Raw genomic sequence first — 20,363 nt, forward strand, 5'->3', positions numbered from 1 at the left:
AAATCTTATTCAACAAATTCAAATGTAAAGTTGCCAATTCTTACAAGATCACCGTTCTTAGCTCCACGCTCACGCAAGGCATCATCAACGCCCATTCCACGTAATTGACGCGCAAAACGCATCATGCTTTCTTCGTGATCTAGGTTCGTCATCTTGAAGAGTTTTTCTAACTTAGCACCACCAAGGACCCAGGTTGCATCTGCATCACGTGTAAGCGTAAATGGTGCTTGTGCCGCTTGTTCCTTAAACTCATAGACTTTAGCTTGTTTATCTTGGAGTTTTTCAGCTTTAGTCTCAAACGCTGGTGTCTCAGCCAACAACTTAGCAGTCTTGTGTAATAATTCATCTAAACCTTGGTGTGTCAAAGAAGAGATGGCTAACACTTCTGGTTTAGTTGCTAAAGTATCATCTTGAGCAAGTTGTTCTTTAAATTTAGCTAAGTTTTCAGCCGAAGCAGGCATATCCATCTTAGAAGCGACTACGATCTGTGGTCGCTTCAACAAAGCTGGATCATATTTCTTTAGTTCAGCGTTGATCTTTTGATAATCTTCAAATGGATCGCGCCCTTCTGTCCCTGACATGTCGACCAAATGTAAGATCACTCTTGTCCGCTCAACGTGACGTAAAAATTGGATCCCTAAGCCGACGCCTTGTGAGGCACCTTCGATCAACCCTGGCAAGTCAGCCATTACGAAATCTTGCCCGTCATCTAAACGTACCATCCCTAAGTTTGGCACAAGTGTTGTAAAGTGGTAATCAGCGATCTTAGGTTTAGCACTTGTTACCACCGAAAGTAAGGTCGATTTTCCAACTGATGGGAACCCGACCAGTCCCACATCTGCTAAAACCTTAAGTTCAAGCTTTAGATTTCGCTCGATCCCTGGTTCACCATTTTCAGCGATCTCAGGGGCTGGATTCTTAGCTGAAGCAAAATGAATATTGCCACGACCACCACGACCACCTTTAGCTACGACTAATTCAGCATTATTTTCGACTAGATCGCCTAAAACCTCACCAGTATCAGCATCCGTTACGGTCGTACCCTGTGGAACTGCAATATATAAGTCTTTTGCTCCACGACCATACATCCCTTTGATCATTCCATTTTGGCCAGGTTTAGCCTTAAAAATACGGTGATAACGAAAATCCATCAAAGTCCGTAAACCTTCATCGACTTTCAAGATGACACTGCCACCTTTACCACCGTCTCCCCCAGCCGGTCCTCCATTAGGAACATATTTTTCGCGCCGAAAAGCTACGGCACCGTCGCCACCTTTACCAGCTTTGACTTGAATTTTAACTTGATCTACAAACATTTATTTCACCCTTCTAAATAATCCGACAACCTCTGCTGTCCAGGATGTTTCTACATAGTCTCTAACTATTATTCAATATTACCTAAAATTTTTTTAAAATATTGTAACACTAAGCACAAGTATAACAGTTTCACGCCTCATTCTTCAACCAAGAATAACACTTAATTATCTAAACTTAACTTGATCGTTTGTGCGACCTTTTTAGAGATCCCTAAAGCTTGAAGCTCTTCTAATGAAGCTTGCGCGATCTTCTTTAAAGATCCGTAATTACGCAAAAGTTTGATCCGCGTTTTTGGTCCCACCCCAGGGATCCGTTCAAGCTTAGATGAAAGCGAATTTTTTGATCTAACTTGACGGTGAAATGTCACTGCAAATCGGTGAACTTCATCTTGGATCCTTTGCAATAGATAAAAGCCCTCGCTCTTTGGATCTAGTCCGATCCGTTCGCCGGTTTGGCGTAAAAGATCAGCCGTCTTATGGTGCTCATTTTTTACCATCCCAGCTACTGGGATCGCCAAGCCTAACTGATTATGCAAAACATCGACCGCCGCTTGAACTTGGATCTCGGCTCCGTCCATCAAGATCAAATCAGGTAACGGCTTTTTTTCTTTCAATAACCGGCTATAACGGCGATAGATGACTTCTCGCGTACTTGCAGCTTCATCAGCATGATCAACTGTTTGTAATTTGTATTTCCGATAATCATTTTTCTCTGGTTGCCCATCAACAAAACAAACCATCGCTGAAACGAGATCTGAACCTTGCGTATGCGAATGATCAAAGGCTTCGATCCGGTGGCCCACCGGTAACCCTAAAGCATCAGTGATCTCTTTCATTGCTCCAGTCGTTTTGCGATCATCTAATTCTAGTAAACGAAACTTTTCTTCTAAAATTAACTGGGCATTTTTACTAGCAAGAGCGAGCAATTCCTTTTTGGTCCCACGTTTTGGTGTCCTAACTGGTGTTTGTAAAATATCAGCTAAGATCTCTTTATCGATCGTTTCTGGAACTAAGATCTCTTTAGGCAAGATCCGATTTTTTTGGTTGTAAAACTGTAAGATAAATGAAGCTAGTTCGGCCTCAGGCGTATCGATACATGGGAAAAGACGTTTTTCTCGTTTCATTAACCGAGCCTGACGAATGAAGAAAACTTGGATCGAGATCCACCCCTTATCCATATAAAAGCCAAACAGATCTCGCGGTGTATTATCATTAGAAATGATTTTTTGCCGTTCAACAGTCATCTCAACATAACGGATCTGATCTCTGATCTCACCGGCACGCTCATATTCAAGTTGTTCGGCAGCCTGTTGCATCTTTGTGGTCAATTCTCGCTTGATCCCACCAACATTACCACTTAAAAAAGATTTGATCTTTTTGATATTTTTTTCATACTCAGCTGGATCGACTTCTTTAAAACAGGTCCCTAAACATTGGCCCATATGATAGTACAAGCAAGGGCGCTTTTGATACCCATTGCAACGCCTTAACGGATATACTTTTTGCAATAACTGTAATGTTTCTTGAGCAGCGTAAACATTAGGATAAGGGCCAAAATAATAGCCCCCATCTTTTTTGACTTGACTAACGATCTTTAGGACGGGGTCTTTTTCGTTAGTGATCTTGATATACGGATAACCCGTTCCCCGTTTCAACTTGATATTATAATGAGGTGTATACTTTTGGATCAGCGTTATTTCTAGCAAGAACGCTTCTTTATCTGTCGAAGTAATGATCGTTTCAAAATCATAGATCTCAGAGACCAACTTAGCTGTCTTACCTTCATGACTACTTTTAAAATAAGACCTGACCCGGTTTTTCAAATTCTTAGCCTTCCCCACATAAATGATCTTGCTATTGATATCTTTCATCAGATAGCATCCGGGAAGATCAGGTAACAACTTTAATTTGTTTTCAATATGTTCTGATGCCATCTCACTTTTCCTTTCGCTACTTCCTCTATACTAATTATACAGCAAAAATTAGTTTTACAATACGTAAAAATACGCTTGTCCTCAAATGACAAGCGTATTTTTCTGAACATTTATTCTATAAAACTTTTGCTAAAAAATCTTTGGCACGAGCAGATTTTGGATGTTCAAAGATCTCTTCTGGACTACCGATCTCTTGAACATAGCCATCTGCCATGAACCAAACTTCATCAGCCACCTCGCGAGCAAAGCCCATTTCATGTGTGACCACGACCATTGTCATCCCACTATCAGCTAAATCTTGCATAACTTTCAAAACTTCGCCGACCATCTCAGGATCTAATGCACTAGTTGGTTCGTCAAATAAAATAACTTCCGGATCCATCGCTAACGCACGTGCGATCGCCACCCGCTGCTTTTGGCCCCCAGATAGACTATCTGGGAATTGGTCGGCTTTATCTAAAAGCCCAACTTTATCAAGCAATTCTTTTCCACGCTCGGTGGCTGTCTTTTCATCCACGTTTTTGACTTTCATCGGTGCTAACTTGATATTTTCTAAAACACTCATATTAGGGAAAAGATTAAAGCCTTGGAAGACCATCCCCATCTTTTCACGTAAAACATTTAATTGTTTTTCAGAAATATGTGCCAGATCTTGACCATCAAAAATGATCTTGCCACTTGTTGGTTTTTCTAAAACATTTAAGCAACGTAAAAATGTACTCTTACCTGAGCCAGAAGGTCCGATCACACAGATAACTTGACCTTTATTCACTGTTTCGGTGATATCTTTTAAAACTTCATTTTTACCGTAATTTTTCTTCAAGTTTTTGATCTCGATCATTTTATCCATGGTTTAACTTCCTTTCAAATAGGTTGAGCAATTTCGACAAACTAAATGTCATGATAAAGTAGATCACCATTGCGATAAATAGTGGCATGACACCTTTATATGTCGCAGATTGTACTAATTGTGTTTGATACATCAGATCGCCGACACCGATGATCGAGACGATCGAACTTTCCTTGATCAAGGTCACAAATTCATTACCTAAAGCTGGCCAAATATTTTTCAAGGCTTGTGGAATAACAACATAGCGATACGTATCTTTTTGTGTCATCCCTAACGAACGAGCTGCTTCTGTTTGACCTGCTGGGATAGATTCGATCCCTGATCTAATAACTTCAGCAATATAGGCTGCGGAATTTAAAGCAGTTGCAATGATCCCAGCTACTAAAGCTGGTAAGGATTGAATAACTGCCCCGACACCAAAGTAAACAAACATCACTTGGACCATCAACGGTGTCCCCCGGATAAACTCGATATAACAAACTGCAATACTATGCAATAATTTGTTCTCAGATAGACGCATCAAGGAGAGCAGTGTCCCTAAAATAAAGCCAAAGAAGACCGCCGTAACAGTAATGATCAAAGTATATTCGATCCCCTTAGCAAAATATGTCCAATAGCTCATCATGGTATTGTTCTTGGTAGTAGTTTCCATGTATTTAGCCGCTTCAGGCACATACTTTGTATCAAGTAAATTTTGTTTTTTGATCTGAGCCAATGTTTTATTGGCCGCGGCAACTAAAGTAGGCGAATTTTTTCTAAAGGCGATCGCTGAACCGGTTTGATCAGAATTAACGGAAAAGCCTGGATCAAAGGCTAATAATTGATTATTGTTAGCCACATATGCCTTAGCTGTTGGTTCTTCCATTGCGATCCCGTTGATTTTGCCCGATTGTAGTGCTAAGACTAAGTTATTTAACTTCGAAAGCCCTTTGACAGTCGTACCAGGCATTTGATCTTTGACTAAATTATATTGTAATGACCCATTTTGAGCACCAACTGTTTGTCCCTTGAAATCTGCTAAATTCTTATATTTGCTAGCATCTTTTTTATTGATGACGATGTATTGTTTACCCGAATAATAGATATCAGAAAAATCCACACTTGCTTTTCTTTCAGGTGTCGGGTTCATTGCCGAGATGATCGCATCAACTTTATTTGTTTCTAGAGCAACTAACAGTGAATCAAATGACATATTTTTGATCTCAAGTTTTACACCGAGATCTTTTGCCAATTTTTTAGCGATCTCAATATCGATCCCAACATACTCTGTTTTACCATCAACTTTAGCTGTAAATTCATACGGTGGGTAATCAGCACTTAAACCAACCACCAATTTCCCACTTTTTTTGATATCTTCCAAAGAGGTATCCGTCTGATCAGCTTTGATCGTTAAATTACTAAGTGGTAAAAAAACAGCAAACATCATGACCAGCATTAAAATAAATTGCTTGAGTTTATTCATTTCCAATAGCTCCTTTTTTTAAATTTGTGTGTCGCACCATCTGGCTTGACTCCCACTTCTTATTTTTTAATTTATAGGTATTATACCCCCATAAGATTATTTATGCAATAAATAATCACAAAAAGTTGTTTTTATACAAAAAAATACTGAATATATCTAATTTGAAATCTAGTCAAAGACCTGTTATCCTTGGGGTAAACAAGTTAAAGTAAGGTGATATACGTGGGTCTTAAGATCAATCAAACCAATAAACTCGAAGATCTCTTCAGTAAATTTGCGATCGAGCCTGAAAAAAAAGCCAAGCGCGAAGAAAAAGAAAGTACTGATCCTAAAAAAGAGGATAAGGATAAGAAAAAATAATGAGAATGCCAGTGAAGTTTTCGTTCCTGGCATTCTCATTATTTGTATCATTATGCATTCGGGGTGAATCCATTTGGATAACGTCGATTCAAGGTGTCGATATTCTTTTGCGCGACCTCATCAAAAGGAATATCTGCCCATTGAGCGATCTGAGATAGATACCACAAAACATCTCCCATCTCAGCCACTAATTTCTCGCGGTCAAGATCTTTACCCTTAAATGTATAATCTTTCACGAGATCGATCAATTGTCCACTTTCACCAGCTAAACCTAAAGCACAATTGGTCAAAACCTGTTCATTTCCATAGAGAGTTCGATTTGCTGCTACTTGGTATTCATTAAATTCCATTATTTTGCCCCCATTGTATGTGCATCGATCCATTCCCAGATCTGCTCTTTACCTGTTTTAGTAACTGCTGAAAATAAAATGACTTTATCTTCTTTACGTAGACGTAATTTTTTGCGAATGATGCTTTCACTCTTATTCCACTTACCACGAGCAATTTTATCGATCTTAGTTCCAACGACCAAGATCGGCAAGTTGTAATAATGTAAAAATTCGATCATTTGGCAATCAAGCTCGGTCGGTTCATGCCGCGCATCGACTAATGAGATCACACCCCGCAATTCTTGCCGTGTTTCAAAATATGTTTCGATCATTTTTCCCCATTTTTCTCGATCTTTTTTCGAAACTTTTGCATAACCATAACCTGGCACATCAACAAAATATAACTCATCTTCAATATTGTAAAAGTTCAAAGTTTGTGTCTTACCTGGTTGGCTAGATGTCCGGGCGTAATTTTTACGATTGATCAAGGTGTTGATCAGTGATGATTTCCCCACATTGGAGCGCCCTGACAAGGCGATCTCAGGGTACCCTTCTGCTGGATACTGTTCTGGTCGGACTGCACTGATCGTCAGCTCAACATTATGTACGTCCATATAAATCTGCTACCTCCGTTAAATTCATTTATGTCTAATTCTATCACAAAATCCACATCTACGTGTACTTAAAAAGAAACGCCCCATGATCCGCAGATCTGGGGCGTGAACTTTGAGAAAAAACGATAGGGCCATGGTCCCATATCATCATTTGACAAAATTATTTTGTTTTTACAACTTCTTTGTCACCGTAGAAACCGCAAGCTGGGCAAACGTGGTGTGACTTTCTCAATTCACCACAGTTAGGGCAAGCGCTCATGCCAGGTACTGACAATTTGTAGTGTGTACGACGTAATCTCTTACGTGTTTTAGATGTTTTACGTGCTGGTACAGCCATCGAGAAACACCTCCTTCAAAATTTTAAAAATATCCAACAAAAAGAATTTTACTTGTTATTCATCACTTTTGCAACTAATCTTTAGCATTTTCGAAAAAATCCTTGAGTTTAGCCAAACGTGGATCAACACCATCTTCATCTTTTTGCATTTTCTTTAACTCACCTTCACTGACAACGTTCCAATCGCCACCGTTAGGCATTGTCGCATCATCTTGTTGTTCGGCTTTTGTTAAAACCTGCATCGGAATTTGTAACAAAATATTGTCTTCGATCACACTATTGAGATCTAAAATGTCATTTTCTAAAACGATCACAACATCTGTATCCTCAAACCGTGAAAGATCACGCTCATGATGACTGACATAATGTTCCGTAAATTCAAACTCTAAGTCAACTTCAGCTGGTTCAAGTGAACGCGTTGAAGGTAATGTGACTGTCGTTTTAACTTTGGCATAGCCTAAGACACCTAATTCATCAACGGAAAAGACACCCTTGACCAATACCGGGGAAACATCCAGAATCTCTGGACGCCGTTTTGTTAAAGAAGCTTTAAGATCTAAAGTCTCTTCAAACATCAACGGCTCATCAGCAGTTTGGCGCAACTCATTTAATGACCATTTCATGCTATATTCCTCCTAATGCAACAAAATTGATTATACTTGCTTTAAAAAGCTTTGTCAATGCTTTTTCCTTGACACCTATTTAAAAAATGCGTATTGGCGCTCTTTTTAGATCCTGTTCTAGCTGATTTTGAAGCTGGTAAATTTTCCCAGCACGATAGTCAACGCGATAAATCGCATTTTTATCATCCTTAGAAACTTTAGCAATTATCTGATATGCACTCGTCTTCTTAGCTCGACGCAATACCTGTTGCCCCTTGGCATTAAAGCCTAAAAGACGCATATATGGAGCTTGGTCATACTCTTTGAGCTCAGCAGGGGTTAGATCTAATAGTAAGGCACAGGCTAAGCGTGACAAACGCGTATATGTGAAACGCTTGGTCTTGACTGCTTTTAGCCATTGATCAAAATCAGCTGTGCTCGGTAACCGTTCCATTTGCTCTTTTAAGCGATATTCGATTCCTTCAGCCATTCCGTAGATCTCACTTAATCGTGCTGGCGTAGTTGACAGCAATTTATACTTTAAATATGGAAAAAAATCATCCCACGTCAGTAAGTTTTGCGTTTTTAGTGTCTTTAACGTAGCCGCAGGGACATAAGCGCTCAGTTTCGCTAAATTTCCCGCTAGATAATGCTGTCTGATCGCAGTCGCACTAGCGATCGTTCCAGCTTTTAAACTTATTTCATGATAATTTGCATTTTTGCGCTGGATCGGATTCAAGCACAAAGGCTCGCCCAACTTTAAATTTGCTTTAGCATACGCCAGCCCTAAAAGATCATTTGGCTGATCGACGTTATGGCCGATCTTAGCAGCAACTGCTTTTTGAAATGTTGCCGCATAAGATTCATTATATGTTTTAAAATCACCGTGTGCACTTTGGACTAAGCGCGCATACGCGGTAAAATCATATTCTGCATGCTCAGCCCCAAAAAATAGATCTGTCACGCCTAATGAGGCTAGGATCGAGACCCCATTAAAAGCAAAACGATCCGCTGGTTGAACACAGGCCAAAACCGGCATCTCGACCACAAGATCAGCTCCATTAGCTAGAGCTTGTTGGGCCCGCGTCCACTTGTCAAAGCTAGCTGGTTCGCCCCGTTGCAAAAAATTTCCACTCATCGCTACCACTAAAGGTGCATCGGGGAACTTTTTTTTGACTTCCTTTATCTGGTAAAGATGTCCATTATGAAATGGATTATATTCAGCAATAATTCCCGCAACTGGCATGTTTATCCCCCTATTTACTTATGGCAACTAAAAAACCACCGCGTCGTTTCTAAAGTAAGCTCACTCTTACCAAAGTCAGCACTTACCGTGATATCCTTGAATCCCGCTTGGGTCAATAGCCGCTGGTAAACTTCTAATTCATAAGTTCGTTCATGATGGATCTCACTGACTCTTTCATAACTCGCCAGTGCCTCATTCCAAACAAAAAAGGTCAATTCATGGACCGCACTATGCTCAAATTCATCAGCAAAACTACTCCAGATAAAGGCTTGATCTTCAGTAGTATAGTTATACATGTAGCCTGGATAGACCTCATCAGTTTGATAAGGTGTGATCACATCAAAAATAAATTTTCCATTATTTTCTAGATGTTGATAAACTTCTTTAAAAGCTTGAAGTACTTGAGCTCCATCTTGTAAGTAACAAAATGAGTCCGCAAAACAAGTCACCGCACTATACTGGCCTAGTTCGCTCAAGTCTAACATATTTCCTTGCATAAATGGGATCGCTAAATTGGCTTCCCTAGCATGCATTTCAGCTAAAGCTAGCATTTCTTCTGATAGATCGACTCCTGAAACTTGATAACCATTTTGAGCCAACATGACCGCTAAACGTCCGGCACCACAGGCTAGATCTAATATCTGCCCCGTAGTCTTAGGAAGCTCTTGTTCAACAAAATCTAACCATTGATCATACATCGTCGGTTCCATTAGCTCGTCATAGAGCTTGGCAAAACTCGAATAGATCATCTTAGTCTTTGACCCATTCTTCGATATCAACTAATGGTGCATCAGACCATAACTTTTCTAAGTTATAGAATTGCCGTGTTTCTTCTTTAAAGACATGCACGATCACATCCCCTAGATCAAGTAAGATCCAGTTAGCGCCATCTTTGCCTTCAACACTTTTGATATCTTCATTTGCTTCATGAACTTTTTCAACGATCGCTTCAGTTACAGCTTTGACTTGTCTTTCAGAACCGGCTTGCATGATCACAAAATAATCAGCTAATAAACTGATATTTTGGACATCTAAAGCAACGATATCTTCTGCACGCTTGCTATCTGCAGCGCGAACAACTAATTCTAATAATTCTTGACTGTTCATATAGTCCTCCTAAATAGGCTACGATGCGACATATGCATTATATGTCAAGATCGCAGCGGGATAAATTGTTTTATTATTATTCATCAAATATAGCAATGTATGCTTAGTTTCAAACTCAACTGCTGCACGTAGACTTTCAGCAGCTAGCTGACGTGCTTGGTCGACCCCTGGAAAATCACGGCCTGGTTCGATATAATCAGCTACATACACGATCTGATCTAACGTTGTCATTTCTTTAGCGCCCACTGTATGGCGTCGGACTGCATTTAAGATCTCTTCATCGGTGATCTTTAATTCTTTTTTGATGATCTCAGCGCCTACAACTCCATGCCAGATAAAATTGTTCCAATTTAGTAAGTCTTGTTCTAATCCAGTTTGAACGATCAGCGCTTTAAACTCTGCTTCGCTACGTTCTTTAGCATAATCATGGACTAGCGCTGCCACACTAGCTTTTTCAAGCTCATAATCGTTAGCTCGGGCTAATTCTAACGCAGCTTGTTCGACCCCTAAAATGTGTTTAAACCGTTTTTCACTGACCTGTTCTTTGACTTTAGCGATCAGCTCTTTACGTGAACCAGCGTAATAATGTTTTTGGTATTCAACTGTTTGTGTCATGATAAAGACCTTCTTGTTTGATATAATTTTCCACTTCACTTGTTACCAAGTACTTGATCGAGCGTCCTTGTTGTACTTTTTCACGGATCATCGATGAACTGATATCGATCCGCGGAACATCGACCCAGATCAAAGGGTAGTCACTTTTTTTGGCGTAGCCTTTGCGTTCTACACTAACAAATTGGATCATTTTGACCAATTCATCGACCTTATACCATTTAGGCAAATACTCGACCATATCCCCTCCAATGATAAAATAAAAATCAGCATTGGGATATAGCTTCTTTAGCTCCTGGACAGTATCGTAAGTGTAGCTGACCCCACCACGTCTGATCTCAATATCTTCGAGTTGAAATTTAGGCTCAGAAGCAATACTCATTTCGACCATGTGCACACGATATTTGGCAGCGATCGCAGCTTTTTGATCAATGTGTGGGGGCAAATTATCTGGCATAAATAATACTTTATCTAGATCAAGTTGCTCTTGCACCTGCTTAGCCATGATCAAATGGCCTAAATGAGGTGGATTAAAGGTCCCACCCATGATCCCGATCCGTTCACGGCTATCAGCTTTTATAGGTTGAACTTGGACTTTAGAAGCCACCGTTGTTTCGGTCTTTAGCATCTTACCCACCTCTTAGAGTTTAGTAACTTCAAGTGAATATGAACGATTATCACGTCTATCTGCTTGTTTGAACAATACTAAAACATGACCGATCTTTTGAACGACTTGGATATCGGTATTGTCTTCGATAAACTCGATCACTTCTTCATCTTCGACTAACGCATTTTGTAAGATATTTACCTTAAATAATTCACGTTTTTCAATGGCATCTTCGATCTGAGCAAGCCAGTTAGCACTCAAACCTTCCTTACCCACTTGAAATAACGGACGCATTCCGTGTGCTTGAGCACGTAGATAGCGTTTTTGTTTACCCTTAAGTTTCATATTCTAATTCCTCTCTTAAACCATCGCTCTTCTTAAAATAACAGCTACTCCTTCAGGGGCCCAGCCTGCAACGACACTATTAGCTTTAACTGTGACCCAACCTAAGCCTGCAAAAACAAGATCACTTTTTTCGGTCGTTTTAAATTCAAAACGCACTAGCTTTGGAAAATCTTTCATTTCTTCAGCTGTCGGTGGGGTCAATAACGTACCTGCATGTTTAGCATAAAATTCAGTCGCCTTTTCAGTCTTAGTCCGATGGAGCATTAAATTATTATCGGTATAAACGATCACACCTTGCTTTCCCCCAGAGATATAATCAAAACGAGCTAAAGCGCCAAAAAAGAGAGTTTGGCCTTCGTTTAACTGATACACTTTAGGCTTGATCTCTTTTTGAGGTGCAGCTAATCGCAAAGCCTTAGGCGATAAATAATGTGCCATTTGATGCTTATGGATGATCCCTGGAGTATCGATCAAGAAATGACCGTCGCCAAATGGGATCTCGATCCGATCAAGGGTTGTTCCAGGAAAACGCGAAGTCGTGATCAAGTCTTTGACCCCTGTCGTTTGGTTGATGATCCGATTGATCAAAGTCGATTTTCCTACATTAGTGACCCCAACAACATATACATCACGACCTTCACGATATTTGTCGATCAATTCTAACAGATCTTCGAGGTCTTTTCCACGTTTGGCACTAGTCAAAGCCACATCGACCGGACGAAGCCCCTGTTTGTTAGCTTCTTGGCGCATCCAATCTTTGATCTTGGAACGCTTCAATGAATGTGGTAAAAGATCTTCTTTATTACCAACTAATAAAACGGGGTTATCCCCTACAAAGCGGTGTAATCCAGGAATAAGCGAACCGTTAAAATCGAAGATATCGACAACATTGACGATCAAAGCATCCGTTTGACCGATCTGATTTAACAAACGCAAAAAGTCATCATCAGTTAAAGAAACGTCAGCTACCTCATTGTAGTGGCGTAATCTAAAGCACCGTTGACAATAAAGCTCATTATTTTCTAAGCCTTTTTGGATCGCTGCTCGTGGAGTATAACCAGGTTCAGTTTTATCTTCAGATTGGATCTTAGCCCCACAACCGATACAGTATAATTCTTCATTTTCAGTCATCTAATGTATGCCCCCATTTTGTACTCAATCTATCTTTTTTGATCAAACGTTTTTTAACGATCTTTTCAAAGAAACGATTGATCTTAGTGTTCCACGCATCAGAATCCACTAGTGGCTTGACCAAAATGCTGCGGATCCCAGCATTATTGGCAGCCATTACATCAGTCATCAATTGATCACCAACTAAAACGACCTCATGTTTTTTTAGATCATAGCGCTTCAAAGCAATTTGGATCCCACGGGTAAGTGGCTTCAAAGCACGGGAAACAAAAGGTAGTTCTAAAGCTTTTAAAGCATGTTCGATCCGCTTATGCTTGTTATTTGACACTACGACCACCGGGATCTTAGCATCTTCCATCTTGTGTAACCACGCATGCAATTGGGGTGTGCCATCAGGATTATCCCAAGCGATCAAAGTATTATCAAGATCAGTCAACACGACCTTGATCCCTTTTTCTTTTAACTCAGTCGGTGAAAGATCATAGATCGACTCGACCATCCAGGTTGGTTCAAATTTATTGAGCAAAGTATATCTCCTTCAAAATATAGTCTCCAACTACTATTATATGCTAGCAAAACTACTTTTAGCAAAGTTTTAATGTGACAGCTAAAGAAAAAAGCCGAGACAACAGTAGTCTCAGCCTTTTAACTAAATGAGTGACAAATTATTTTGCCAAAGCTTTCTTAGCTTCATCAACAAGCGCTGTGAAAGCAGCTGCATCGCTGATTGCAAGATCAGCTAACATTTTACGGTTAACATCAATGTTAGCTAATTTTAAACCGTGCATCAACTTGCTGTAGCTGATATCGTTCATACGAGCTGCTGCGTTGATACGAGCAATCCATAATTTACGGAAGTTTGATTTTGTCTTACGACGATCGCGGAATGCGTATTGGTAAGACTTCATAACTTGTTGCTTAGCTACTTTAAATTGGATATGCTTTGAACCGCGGTATCCTTTAGCTAATTTAATCATTTTTTTACGGCGTTGACGCGTAACTGTTCCACCTTTAACACGTGGCATGGTTAATTCCTCCTTAAACTTAGCCCGACGTTATGCGGGATTCACAAAACTGATCTGTGCGCTGAAAAAACGATCCAACAATCGCTTCTGCAAAGCACAATAATGATGCAATCTTACATTGCAACCGAGTAATAGAATCTCAATAATTATTTCATTTGAGAAAGCATTTGCTTGATACGCTTCATATCTGAAGCAGATACCATTGCTGGCTTACGCAATTGACGGCGTTGTTTCTTTGTCTTGCCGTGGAAACGGTGAGATGTGAAAGCGTGAGCACGCTTCAAACCACCATTTCCTGTACGCTTAAAGCGTTTTGCTGATGCGCGGTGTGTTTTTTGTTTTGGCATAATACTGTACTCCTCCTAAATAAACTATCAGCCTATTTTTCGGCTTTAGGCGCAAGCATTAAGAACATGCTGCGTCCATCCATTTTTGCTTTAGATTCGACTGTTGCAACATCATCTGTTTCCGCAGCAAATCTATCAAGAACTTCGCGTCCGATCTCTTTATGTGTGATCGCACGACCCTTAAAGCGAATAGATACCTTAACTTTGTCACCTTTCGTCAAGAATTTACGTGCATTCTTGACTTTAGTATTAAAATCGTTAGTATCGATCGTTGGGCTTAAACGAACTTCTTTAACGTTGATCACTTTTTGCTTTTTACGAGCTTCACGCTGTTTCTTCTGCAACTCAAAACGATACTTCCCATAATCCATGATCTTGGCAACAGGTGGTTTTGCTTTAGGTGCTACCAAAACAAGGTCTAAGTTAGCTTGCTCTGCCAACTTCAAAGCTTCTTGCTTAGATTTGACCCCCAACTGGGAACCATCATCAGCAATCAAGCGTAACTCACGTGCGCGAATGCCTTCGTTTACCATCTTATCAACTGCTATGGCGTTTCACCTCCAAAAAAATTCAGAGAAAATGCAGAAAAAATGCGGGTATCTCGTAAAACTACAAGACACCCGCACAGATCCGTTTTTATCGGAATTACATTTCATAATTCTGCCCCGGGACTAATTGTCCCCTAGGCGAGAAGCGGGAGCCTCTGCTTTTTTTCTCAACTGTTATAGAATAACATAACTTCCATGTTGAAACAACTAATTTTTTCAAAAAAGTTGAGTTTTATCTTACACAAGATATTTACCCCCCTCACGAATACTGAGAGCAGACAAATCGTTACCGTATGTTGCAATGAATTCAGCCACCCACTTAGGATCTGTCTTGGAATAGTCACGCAAGGCCCAACCGATCGCTTTATTGATAAAAAATTCATCACTACCAAAATTATTTATGATGATCTTAGCTAAGAGTTTTGTATCAGTTTGCTTCTTTAATAATAATTGAAATTCGAGCGCGATCCTTTTGACCCATAAATTACTATCATTACTCCAAGTAAGCATTAGCTGCGTCATTTCAGTTGGGTAGCGTAAATACAAGTCCGTGAACACTTTAACTAAAGTATCGACTGTTTCCCACCATGACTTAGTTATGATCAATTTTTTCAACTTAGGCAGATCTTCTAATGTCGTAAATTTCTTCATTTGCACTAAATAGTCACAGGCAACATATTGATATTCTCTTTGGGGCTTTTGCCAACAGAGTTCAACAAACTCCCAATCTATCTTAGCTGATTTTTTGGCATCTTTAAAAACTTCACGGCAAAGTTGCCGGCGCTTAGGCGTTTTGATACCTAAAAATTCAAATTGATCACGCATATACGCTGACATACCGTCAGCTTGCTTGACATCACCTGCTAGACTCAGCGTATCTAGCAAAGTAAATAAATCATTTTTTGTTTTCATTTAAGTTTTTCGTCACTTCCGATCATTTCTTAAATTTTCCATTCTTCTCTAAACGATCTAAAAATCTCTGCGTTATAGCTAAATTACCAAAAATCCCCTTGACATCTATTCCAGCCTGGATCCTACGCGCACGTTTAGCTTTTATTACCTTAGAAACGTCGATCACATCTAAAATGTTCCCTTCCTCAACTACTTTTTCAAATTTTAACGGTAGATCAAATCCACTATTGATCCGATATTTACTAATAAAATCAGTAGCGATCAATAACTTACTTGATACAAAAAGATATTACCAAATCCAGTAAAGTAACTACTGTAGTTAGCTAGCTTTACGCATAGCTGATTTACAAGGAACAACATTATTTAGCGGTAAATTTTCATCTAACGTCTGATGTGGCATAAGATCACCTACTAAAAACTTATTAGCTTCATTCTAACAATTACATAGTTCCATTTCCATAAAAAAACTGACCATAACTTTTTGTCATGATCAGTCATAAAAATATATTTAAAAATCTTCTTCGCGGTAACCGACTTGTTCCATATTTTTGCGACCACGTTGTAAAATATAGATCGCTACGATAACCAACACGATCCCGACTACTTCGACCCAATTCATCCCAAGGCCTAAGAAGATCACACTCAAGACCGCTGTCGTAGCTGGTTGTAAAGCATCCATGATACTAATAACATCGGATGGCGCAAAACGTGAACTGTATAGCAATAAACCAAATGGAATGATCGTACCCAACAAGATGACCGTTGAGATCGAAAGAACTACTCCACCCGTGATCACTGGAGGATCGACCCACACAGGACGATATGCGTTAAATAACACCCCTGCGATAAAAGTCCCCCAGCCTAAGATCACGATCGGTGGATGATCTTTTGCGATCGGCTTTGGTAAAACAACATAAAATGCGGCCGTTATACCAGAACCGATCCCCCAAAGTAATGAATCCATTGGGATCGACATTTGCGTAAAATCACCCTTTGTAATTGCTAAAATGACCCCAACTAGGGCAACGACAAAGGCGAGCATATCTGTCGACAATGGGCGTTGCTTTTTGATGAAGATCCCACCTAAAACAATAAACAATGGACTTAGATATTGCAAGATCGTAGTTGCTGAAGCATTACCTTTTTGAATCGAAATATAAAATGTCAACAGGTTAGCCATCAAACCAAAGATCGCATAAGCTAATAAATGCCCAAATGTTCTCCATGACGAAAAGACACCAAATGTCTTCTTACCATACATAAGTAAACTAATGATCAACAAAATCACGCCTGCACCCATAGTTCTGATCGACAAATACCAATCAGCTGGGAGGTTTTGATTTTGTGAAATAAATTGAACCGTTGTACCAGAGATCCCCCAGACAGCCGAAGCAACAGCTGACCAAAAGATCCCCTTCATAACGTTACTAGACGTTGCTTTCATTTTATTCCCTCCAAATATTTTATTATATTCGGAAAGAACTGATTTGGCAATATACCATGTTAGAAAAAGTTACAAAGAAGCTCGTTTCGAACATATATCATCTGTCAATAGCTTCATCATTTTTTCATCCAGCAATTTTGTCCATTATTTCTATACCCACCTTTCATAGATCGTATCTGGGTTCGATCTGGCGTTTATATTCAATAGTTGCATCGTGTTCCTTGTCTGCTAAATATCTGGTGTAATTGGCCGCTGCCTGTTCAACTTTAGCAACACTTGCTTCGACTGTCCGATAAAACTGGGCTCTATCCCAAATATCATTTCGCGTTAAATACATTACTTGAGCTACCAGTTGCTCTGTTTCACGCCTAAAACACGATAATTGATCGGACAATTCCATTTTTTGTGCATTGAATTGTCGTTTTTTATACAAATATTCTTCTACCATTTCTTGTTTAGTTTGTTTCATCGCCTACCTGCTGAAGTGGTGTAACTAATTTAGGACACTTGATGGCACCTAGATAACTTTTAGCTGCCTGCACAGTCTTTTCTTGCAATGCACCTACTAGAGACTCAGGCAAAACTTGGATTGTTTGATGATCCACCGCACTTGCTAATTCAGCTAGCTCTGAAGTCGAATTTTGCTTTAATGATTTTACTTTGGTAACTTTAGTCGCGATCAAGGCTTGGATCGCTAAGCGTTCTAAAATTTTTTGTTGTTCTTTTAAGATCGCCTCGAATTGCTTAGCTTGCCTACTTTTCATTGGTTTTTCCCTCAGTTCAATATTTAAATAGTTCCTTACTTGCGTTGGTGTCATCGTCTTGGATATTTTTAGCTACTTTCAATAAATCCTTACTAAAATCTGTTGTCTTAGTCTGATATTGTTGGATCTGCTTGAGATTTTGGGTAGCTTGTTCGCTGTCCCAGAGCCGTTCTTTAGTATATGATGCGATCATTTCTTCGATCTAGGCATCTGATAAATGCTTTTTTCAAATTCAAGATCATTCTGATCACAAAATAATGTAACGCTACTTGATGGATCATTGGCGATCGCCTCTTTGACATCCAACACACGTGGACTAGCCAGTAAATATTATGCAAAATTTGCTCTAAAACGATGATTGCGACTAAACTTTCTGCTGCCCCTTCTGTCATGCCTGTAGTTTTCCTTTAGTAGCTTGTTTAGGTAATTCACCAAGTCGCTTCTCGCTCTGTTTATCTAATGTTCTCTAATTTTTTATCATTGTATCAAACAAAAAAATCCCCCCAAAGTATAACTTTGGGGAGATAACTAAACTATTTGATCTCTTCGTCAGTTTTTAAGACAGCCATGAATGCATCTTGTGGAACAACTACACGTCCAACAGCTTTCATCCGCTTCTTACCGCGTTTTTGCTTGTCCAATAATTTTGCACGCCGGTCAGGATCACCCGTATGGATCCGCGCCGTTACGTCTTTACGATAAGCTTTGATATTAGTCCGTGCAATGATCTTAGCCCCGATCGCTGCTTGGATCGGAATTTCAAAGTTTTGCCGTGGAATGATCGTCTTTAGCTTATCCGTAATGACCCGTGCCCGTTGTTGGGCAAATTGCCGGTGTGCAATAAAACTCAAGGCATCGACTTTATCGCCGTTCAACAAGATATCGATCTTGACCAGATCACTTGGACGTGTTCCATCAAGTTCATAATCAAGTGAAGCGTAACCACGAGTACTAGATTTTAATTTATCAAAGAAATCAAAGATGATCTCTGATAGTGGCATTTCATAGATAACATTCACCCGATAGTCATCAAGGTAATCCATTGTGACAAAATTCCCACGCTTAGCCTGGCATAATTCCATCACCGCTCCAACATAATCACTTGGGACCATGATCTCAGCTTTAACGTAAGGTTCGTTGATCTGTTTGATCGTTGGAACATCTGGCATTTCAGATGGATTAGAAACACTAACATGTGAGCCATCTGTCAACTCAACATCATATGTTACGGATGGTGCTGTAGTGATCAATTCCATTCCAAATTCACGTTCCAAACGCTCTTGGATAACATCCATATGCAATAATCCCAAGAAACCACATCTAAAGCCAAAACCTAAAGCTTGCGAGGTCTCAGGTTCAAATTCGAGCGCTGCATCATTTAACTTTAATTTTTCTAGTGCTTCACGCAGGTCGTTATATTTAGCATTATCGGTCGGATAAAGTCCAGAATACACCATTGGGCTCATTTCACGATAACCCGCTAATGGTTTTTCAGTTGGATCATCAGCATGCGTTAAGGTATCACCAACACGTGTATCTTGAATATCCTTGATACTTGCAGTTAAATATCCTACATCCCCAGCCATCAAGAAGTCGCGTTTGATCGGCTTAGGTGAGTTGACCCCAACTTCAATAACTTCGTATTCCGCGCCACTATTCATCAAACGGACCTTATCACCAGGTTTTACAGTTCCATCAAAGACCCGTAAGCTCAATACAACACCACGGTAATCATCATAGACCGAATCAAAGATCAACGCTTTTAACGGTGCTTTTAGATCGCCACTTGGTGCTGGAACTTTTTGAACGATCTCTTCTAGCATCTCTTCGATCCCGATCCCGTTTTTAGCTGAAGCCAAGACTGCCTCAGAAGCATCCAGACCGATCACGTCTTCGATCTCTTGGCGCACACGCTCTGGTTCAGCTGAAGGCAGATCGATCTTATTGATCACTGGTACGATCTCAAGGTCATCATCTAATGCTAAATAAACATTTGCCAAAGTTTGGGCTTCGATACCTTGCGCTGCATCGACCACTAAAACAGCACCTTCACAAGCCGCCAATGATCGTGAAACTTCATATGAAAAGTCCACGTGCCCAGGCGTATCGATCAAGTGGAAAATGTAAGTTTCTCCATCTTTTGCATGATAATGAAGTTCTACTGCATTTAATTTGATCGTGATCCCACGTTCGCGCTCCAGATCCATCGAATCGAGCAACTGATCTTGCATTTCACGTTTTGAGACCGTATCAGTCAATTCCAAAATGCGATCAGCTAAGGTCGATTTCCCATGGTCAATATGAGCAACGATCGAAAAATTCCGAATATGCTTTTGGCGCTCCGACATTTTTTCAAAATCCATTTCGCTCTTCCTACTTTCTAGTGGGCAAGAAAAATCCTTCACCCAACTCAATACTCTCTAACTAACAATTATAGCCTGTTTTACAGGTCAGCGTCAATTTTACCAAAA

The 20,363-nt window shown here is 39.9% G+C and carries 27 protein-coding genes and 1 other annotated feature; of the genes, 1 reads left to right on the forward strand and 26 read right to left on the reverse strand.

All coding sequences use genetic code 11. The features are described from left to right. Positions 1-5: 5 nt before the first annotated feature. The 4 genes from obgE to LMU01S_RS00300 form a co-directional block, all read right to left on the reverse strand. Positions 6-1,316, reverse strand: a complete 1,311-nt coding sequence (obgE, locus tag LMU01S_RS00285) for a GTPase ObgE (RefSeq protein WP_056959471.1) — start codon at positions 1,314-1,316, stop codon at positions 6-8. A gap of 161 nt (positions 1,317-1,477) precedes the next feature. Further along, positions 1,478-3,250 carry an excinuclease ABC subunit UvrC gene (gene uvrC, locus LMU01S_RS00290; protein WP_056959469.1) on the reverse strand — a complete coding sequence of 591 codons (1,773 nt, stop codon included), beginning with the start codon at positions 3,248-3,250 and terminating at the stop codon, positions 1,478-1,480. A gap of 115 nt (positions 3,251-3,365) precedes the next feature. Then, on the reverse strand, positions 3,366-4,091 hold the full coding sequence (locus LMU01S_RS00295) for an amino acid ABC transporter ATP-binding protein (RefSeq protein ID WP_010688831.1): 726 nt from the start codon (positions 4,089-4,091) through the stop codon (positions 3,366-3,368). Position 4,092: 1 nt separating this feature from the next. Then, complete coding sequence (locus LMU01S_RS00300; protein ID WP_056959467.1) at positions 4,093-5,562, reverse strand: ABC transporter substrate-binding protein/permease; 1,470 nt, start codon at positions 5,560-5,562, stop codon at positions 4,093-4,095. Positions 5,563-5,784: 222 nt separating this feature from the next. On the opposite strand from LMU01S_RS00300, the gene LMU01S_RS10525 reads away from it, so the two are divergent. Continuing rightward, positions 5,785-5,922, forward strand: coding sequence for an SPJ_0845 family protein (locus tag LMU01S_RS10525; RefSeq protein ID WP_004047308.1), 138 nt, complete (start codon positions 5,785-5,787; stop codon positions 5,920-5,922). A gap of 50 nt (positions 5,923-5,972) precedes the next feature. Here the strand turns inward: LMU01S_RS10525 and LMU01S_RS00305 are convergent, their stop codons facing one another. From LMU01S_RS00305 to lepA, 22 genes are all read right to left on the reverse strand, one after another. Next, on the reverse strand, positions 5,973-6,272 hold the full coding sequence (locus tag LMU01S_RS00305; protein WP_010688827.1) for a nucleoside triphosphate pyrophosphohydrolase family protein: 300 nt from the start codon (positions 6,270-6,272) through the stop codon (positions 5,973-5,975). Continuing rightward, positions 6,272-6,865 (reverse strand): ribosome biogenesis GTP-binding protein YihA/YsxC, encoded by a 594-nt coding sequence (gene yihA / locus LMU01S_RS00310; protein ID WP_056959465.1) that lies wholly within the window; start codon positions 6,863-6,865, stop codon positions 6,272-6,274. The genes LMU01S_RS00305 and yihA overlap by 1 nt, the downstream gene beginning before the upstream one ends. A 160-nt stretch (positions 6,866-7,025) precedes the next feature. Then, positions 7,026-7,202 carry a 50S ribosomal protein L32 gene (rpmF, locus tag LMU01S_RS10200; protein ID WP_004047302.1) on the reverse strand — a complete coding sequence of 59 codons (177 nt, stop codon included), beginning with the start codon at positions 7,200-7,202 and terminating at the stop codon, positions 7,026-7,028. Between the two features lie 74 nt (positions 7,203-7,276). After that, positions 7,277-7,825 (reverse strand): YceD family protein, encoded by a 549-nt coding sequence (locus tag LMU01S_RS00315; RefSeq protein ID WP_004047300.1) that lies wholly within the window; start codon positions 7,823-7,825, stop codon positions 7,277-7,279. Positions 7,826-7,904: 79 nt separating this feature from the next. Beyond that, the gene (locus LMU01S_RS00320) at positions 7,905-9,050 is read right to left on the reverse strand and encodes a nucleotidyltransferase (protein WP_056959463.1); all 1,146 of its coding nucleotides are present in this window, start codon (positions 9,048-9,050) and stop codon (positions 7,905-7,907) included. Positions 9,051-9,064: 14 nt separating this feature from the next. Next, positions 9,065-9,799, reverse strand: coding sequence for a class I SAM-dependent DNA methyltransferase (locus tag LMU01S_RS00325; RefSeq protein WP_056959461.1), 735 nt, complete (start codon positions 9,797-9,799; stop codon positions 9,065-9,067). Between the two features lies 1 nt (position 9,800). Then, the gene (gene rsfS, locus LMU01S_RS00330; protein ID WP_004047293.1) at positions 9,801-10,157 is read right to left on the reverse strand and encodes a ribosome silencing factor; all 357 of its coding nucleotides are present in this window, start codon (positions 10,155-10,157) and stop codon (positions 9,801-9,803) included. A gap of 18 nt (positions 10,158-10,175) precedes the next feature. After that, entirely contained in the window at positions 10,176-10,772 is a 597-nt protein-coding gene (gene yqeK, locus LMU01S_RS00335; protein ID WP_056959460.1) for a bis(5'-nucleosyl)-tetraphosphatase (symmetrical) YqeK, read from the reverse strand. Beyond that, positions 10,756-11,397: a nicotinate-nucleotide adenylyltransferase gene (locus tag LMU01S_RS00340; protein WP_056959458.1), complete on the reverse strand. Its 642-nt coding sequence runs from the start codon at positions 11,395-11,397 to the stop codon at positions 10,756-10,758. The genes yqeK and LMU01S_RS00340 overlap by 17 nt, the downstream gene beginning before the upstream one ends. Before the next feature lie 12 nt (positions 11,398-11,409). Beyond that, positions 11,410-11,721: a ribosome assembly RNA-binding protein YhbY gene (gene yhbY / locus LMU01S_RS00345; protein ID WP_056959456.1), complete on the reverse strand. Its 312-nt coding sequence runs from the start codon at positions 11,719-11,721 to the stop codon at positions 11,410-11,412. 15 nt (positions 11,722-11,736) lie between these two features. Then, positions 11,737-12,852 (reverse strand): ribosome biogenesis GTPase YqeH, encoded by a 1,116-nt coding sequence (gene yqeH, locus LMU01S_RS00350; protein ID WP_056959454.1) that lies wholly within the window; start codon positions 12,850-12,852, stop codon positions 11,737-11,739. Next, a complete protein-coding gene (locus LMU01S_RS00355; RefSeq protein WP_004047274.1) occupies positions 12,845-13,378 on the reverse strand; it encodes a YqeG family HAD IIIA-type phosphatase in 534 nt (177 codons plus the stop codon). Before LMU01S_RS00355 ends, yqeH begins: the two co-directional genes overlap by 8 nt. 139 nt (positions 13,379-13,517) lie before the next feature. Next, positions 13,518-13,877 (reverse strand): 50S ribosomal protein L20, encoded by a 360-nt coding sequence (gene rplT / locus LMU01S_RS00360; protein WP_004047273.1) that lies wholly within the window; start codon positions 13,875-13,877, stop codon positions 13,518-13,520. A gap of 146 nt (positions 13,878-14,023) precedes the next feature. Next, positions 14,024-14,224, reverse strand: a complete 201-nt coding sequence (gene rpmI / locus LMU01S_RS00365) for a 50S ribosomal protein L35 (protein WP_004047272.1) — start codon at positions 14,222-14,224, stop codon at positions 14,024-14,026. Between the two features lie 32 nt (positions 14,225-14,256). Further along, positions 14,257-14,757, reverse strand: coding sequence for a translation initiation factor IF-3 (gene infC, locus LMU01S_RS00370; protein WP_004047271.1), 501 nt, complete (start codon positions 14,755-14,757; stop codon positions 14,257-14,259). Positions 14,758-14,802: 45 nt separating this feature from the next. Next, positions 14,803-14,939, reverse strand: a sequence feature (ribosomal protein L20 leader region). Between the two features lie 70 nt (positions 14,940-15,009). Beyond that, positions 15,010-15,684, reverse strand: a complete 675-nt coding sequence (locus tag LMU01S_RS00375) for a DNA alkylation repair protein (protein ID WP_056959452.1) — start codon at positions 15,682-15,684, stop codon at positions 15,010-15,012. 22 nt (positions 15,685-15,706) lie between these two features. Then, entirely contained in the window at positions 15,707-15,949 is a 243-nt protein-coding gene (locus LMU01S_RS00380; RefSeq protein WP_056959450.1) for a hypothetical protein, read from the reverse strand. A 243-nt stretch (positions 15,950-16,192) separates the two neighbouring features. Next, a complete protein-coding gene (locus LMU01S_RS00385; protein ID WP_056959447.1) occupies positions 16,193-17,128 on the reverse strand; it encodes a DMT family transporter in 936 nt (311 codons plus the stop codon). Between the two features lie 163 nt (positions 17,129-17,291). Then, entirely contained in the window at positions 17,292-17,597 is a 306-nt protein-coding gene (locus tag LMU01S_RS00390) for a hypothetical protein (protein ID WP_056959445.1), read from the reverse strand. Further along, positions 17,584-17,892 carry a hypothetical protein gene (locus LMU01S_RS00395; protein WP_056959444.1) on the reverse strand — a complete coding sequence of 103 codons (309 nt, stop codon included), beginning with the start codon at positions 17,890-17,892 and terminating at the stop codon, positions 17,584-17,586. The genes LMU01S_RS00390 and LMU01S_RS00395 overlap by 14 nt, the downstream gene beginning before the upstream one ends. Before the next feature lie 16 nt (positions 17,893-17,908). Continuing rightward, positions 17,909-18,085 (reverse strand): hypothetical protein, encoded by a 177-nt coding sequence (locus LMU01S_RS10205; RefSeq protein WP_225354571.1) that lies wholly within the window; start codon positions 18,083-18,085, stop codon positions 17,909-17,911. Between the two features lie 340 nt (positions 18,086-18,425). Beyond that, a complete protein-coding gene (lepA, locus tag LMU01S_RS00400) occupies positions 18,426-20,255 on the reverse strand; it encodes a translation elongation factor 4 (protein ID WP_056959442.1) in 1,830 nt (609 codons plus the stop codon). Positions 20,256-20,363 lie beyond the last annotated feature (108 nt).

Origin of the sequence: Ligilactobacillus murinus DSM 20452 = NBRC 14221, from assembly GCF_001591685.1 — a bacterium.
Taxonomy (GTDB): Bacteria; Bacillota; Bacilli; order Lactobacillales; family Lactobacillaceae; genus Ligilactobacillus; species Ligilactobacillus murinus.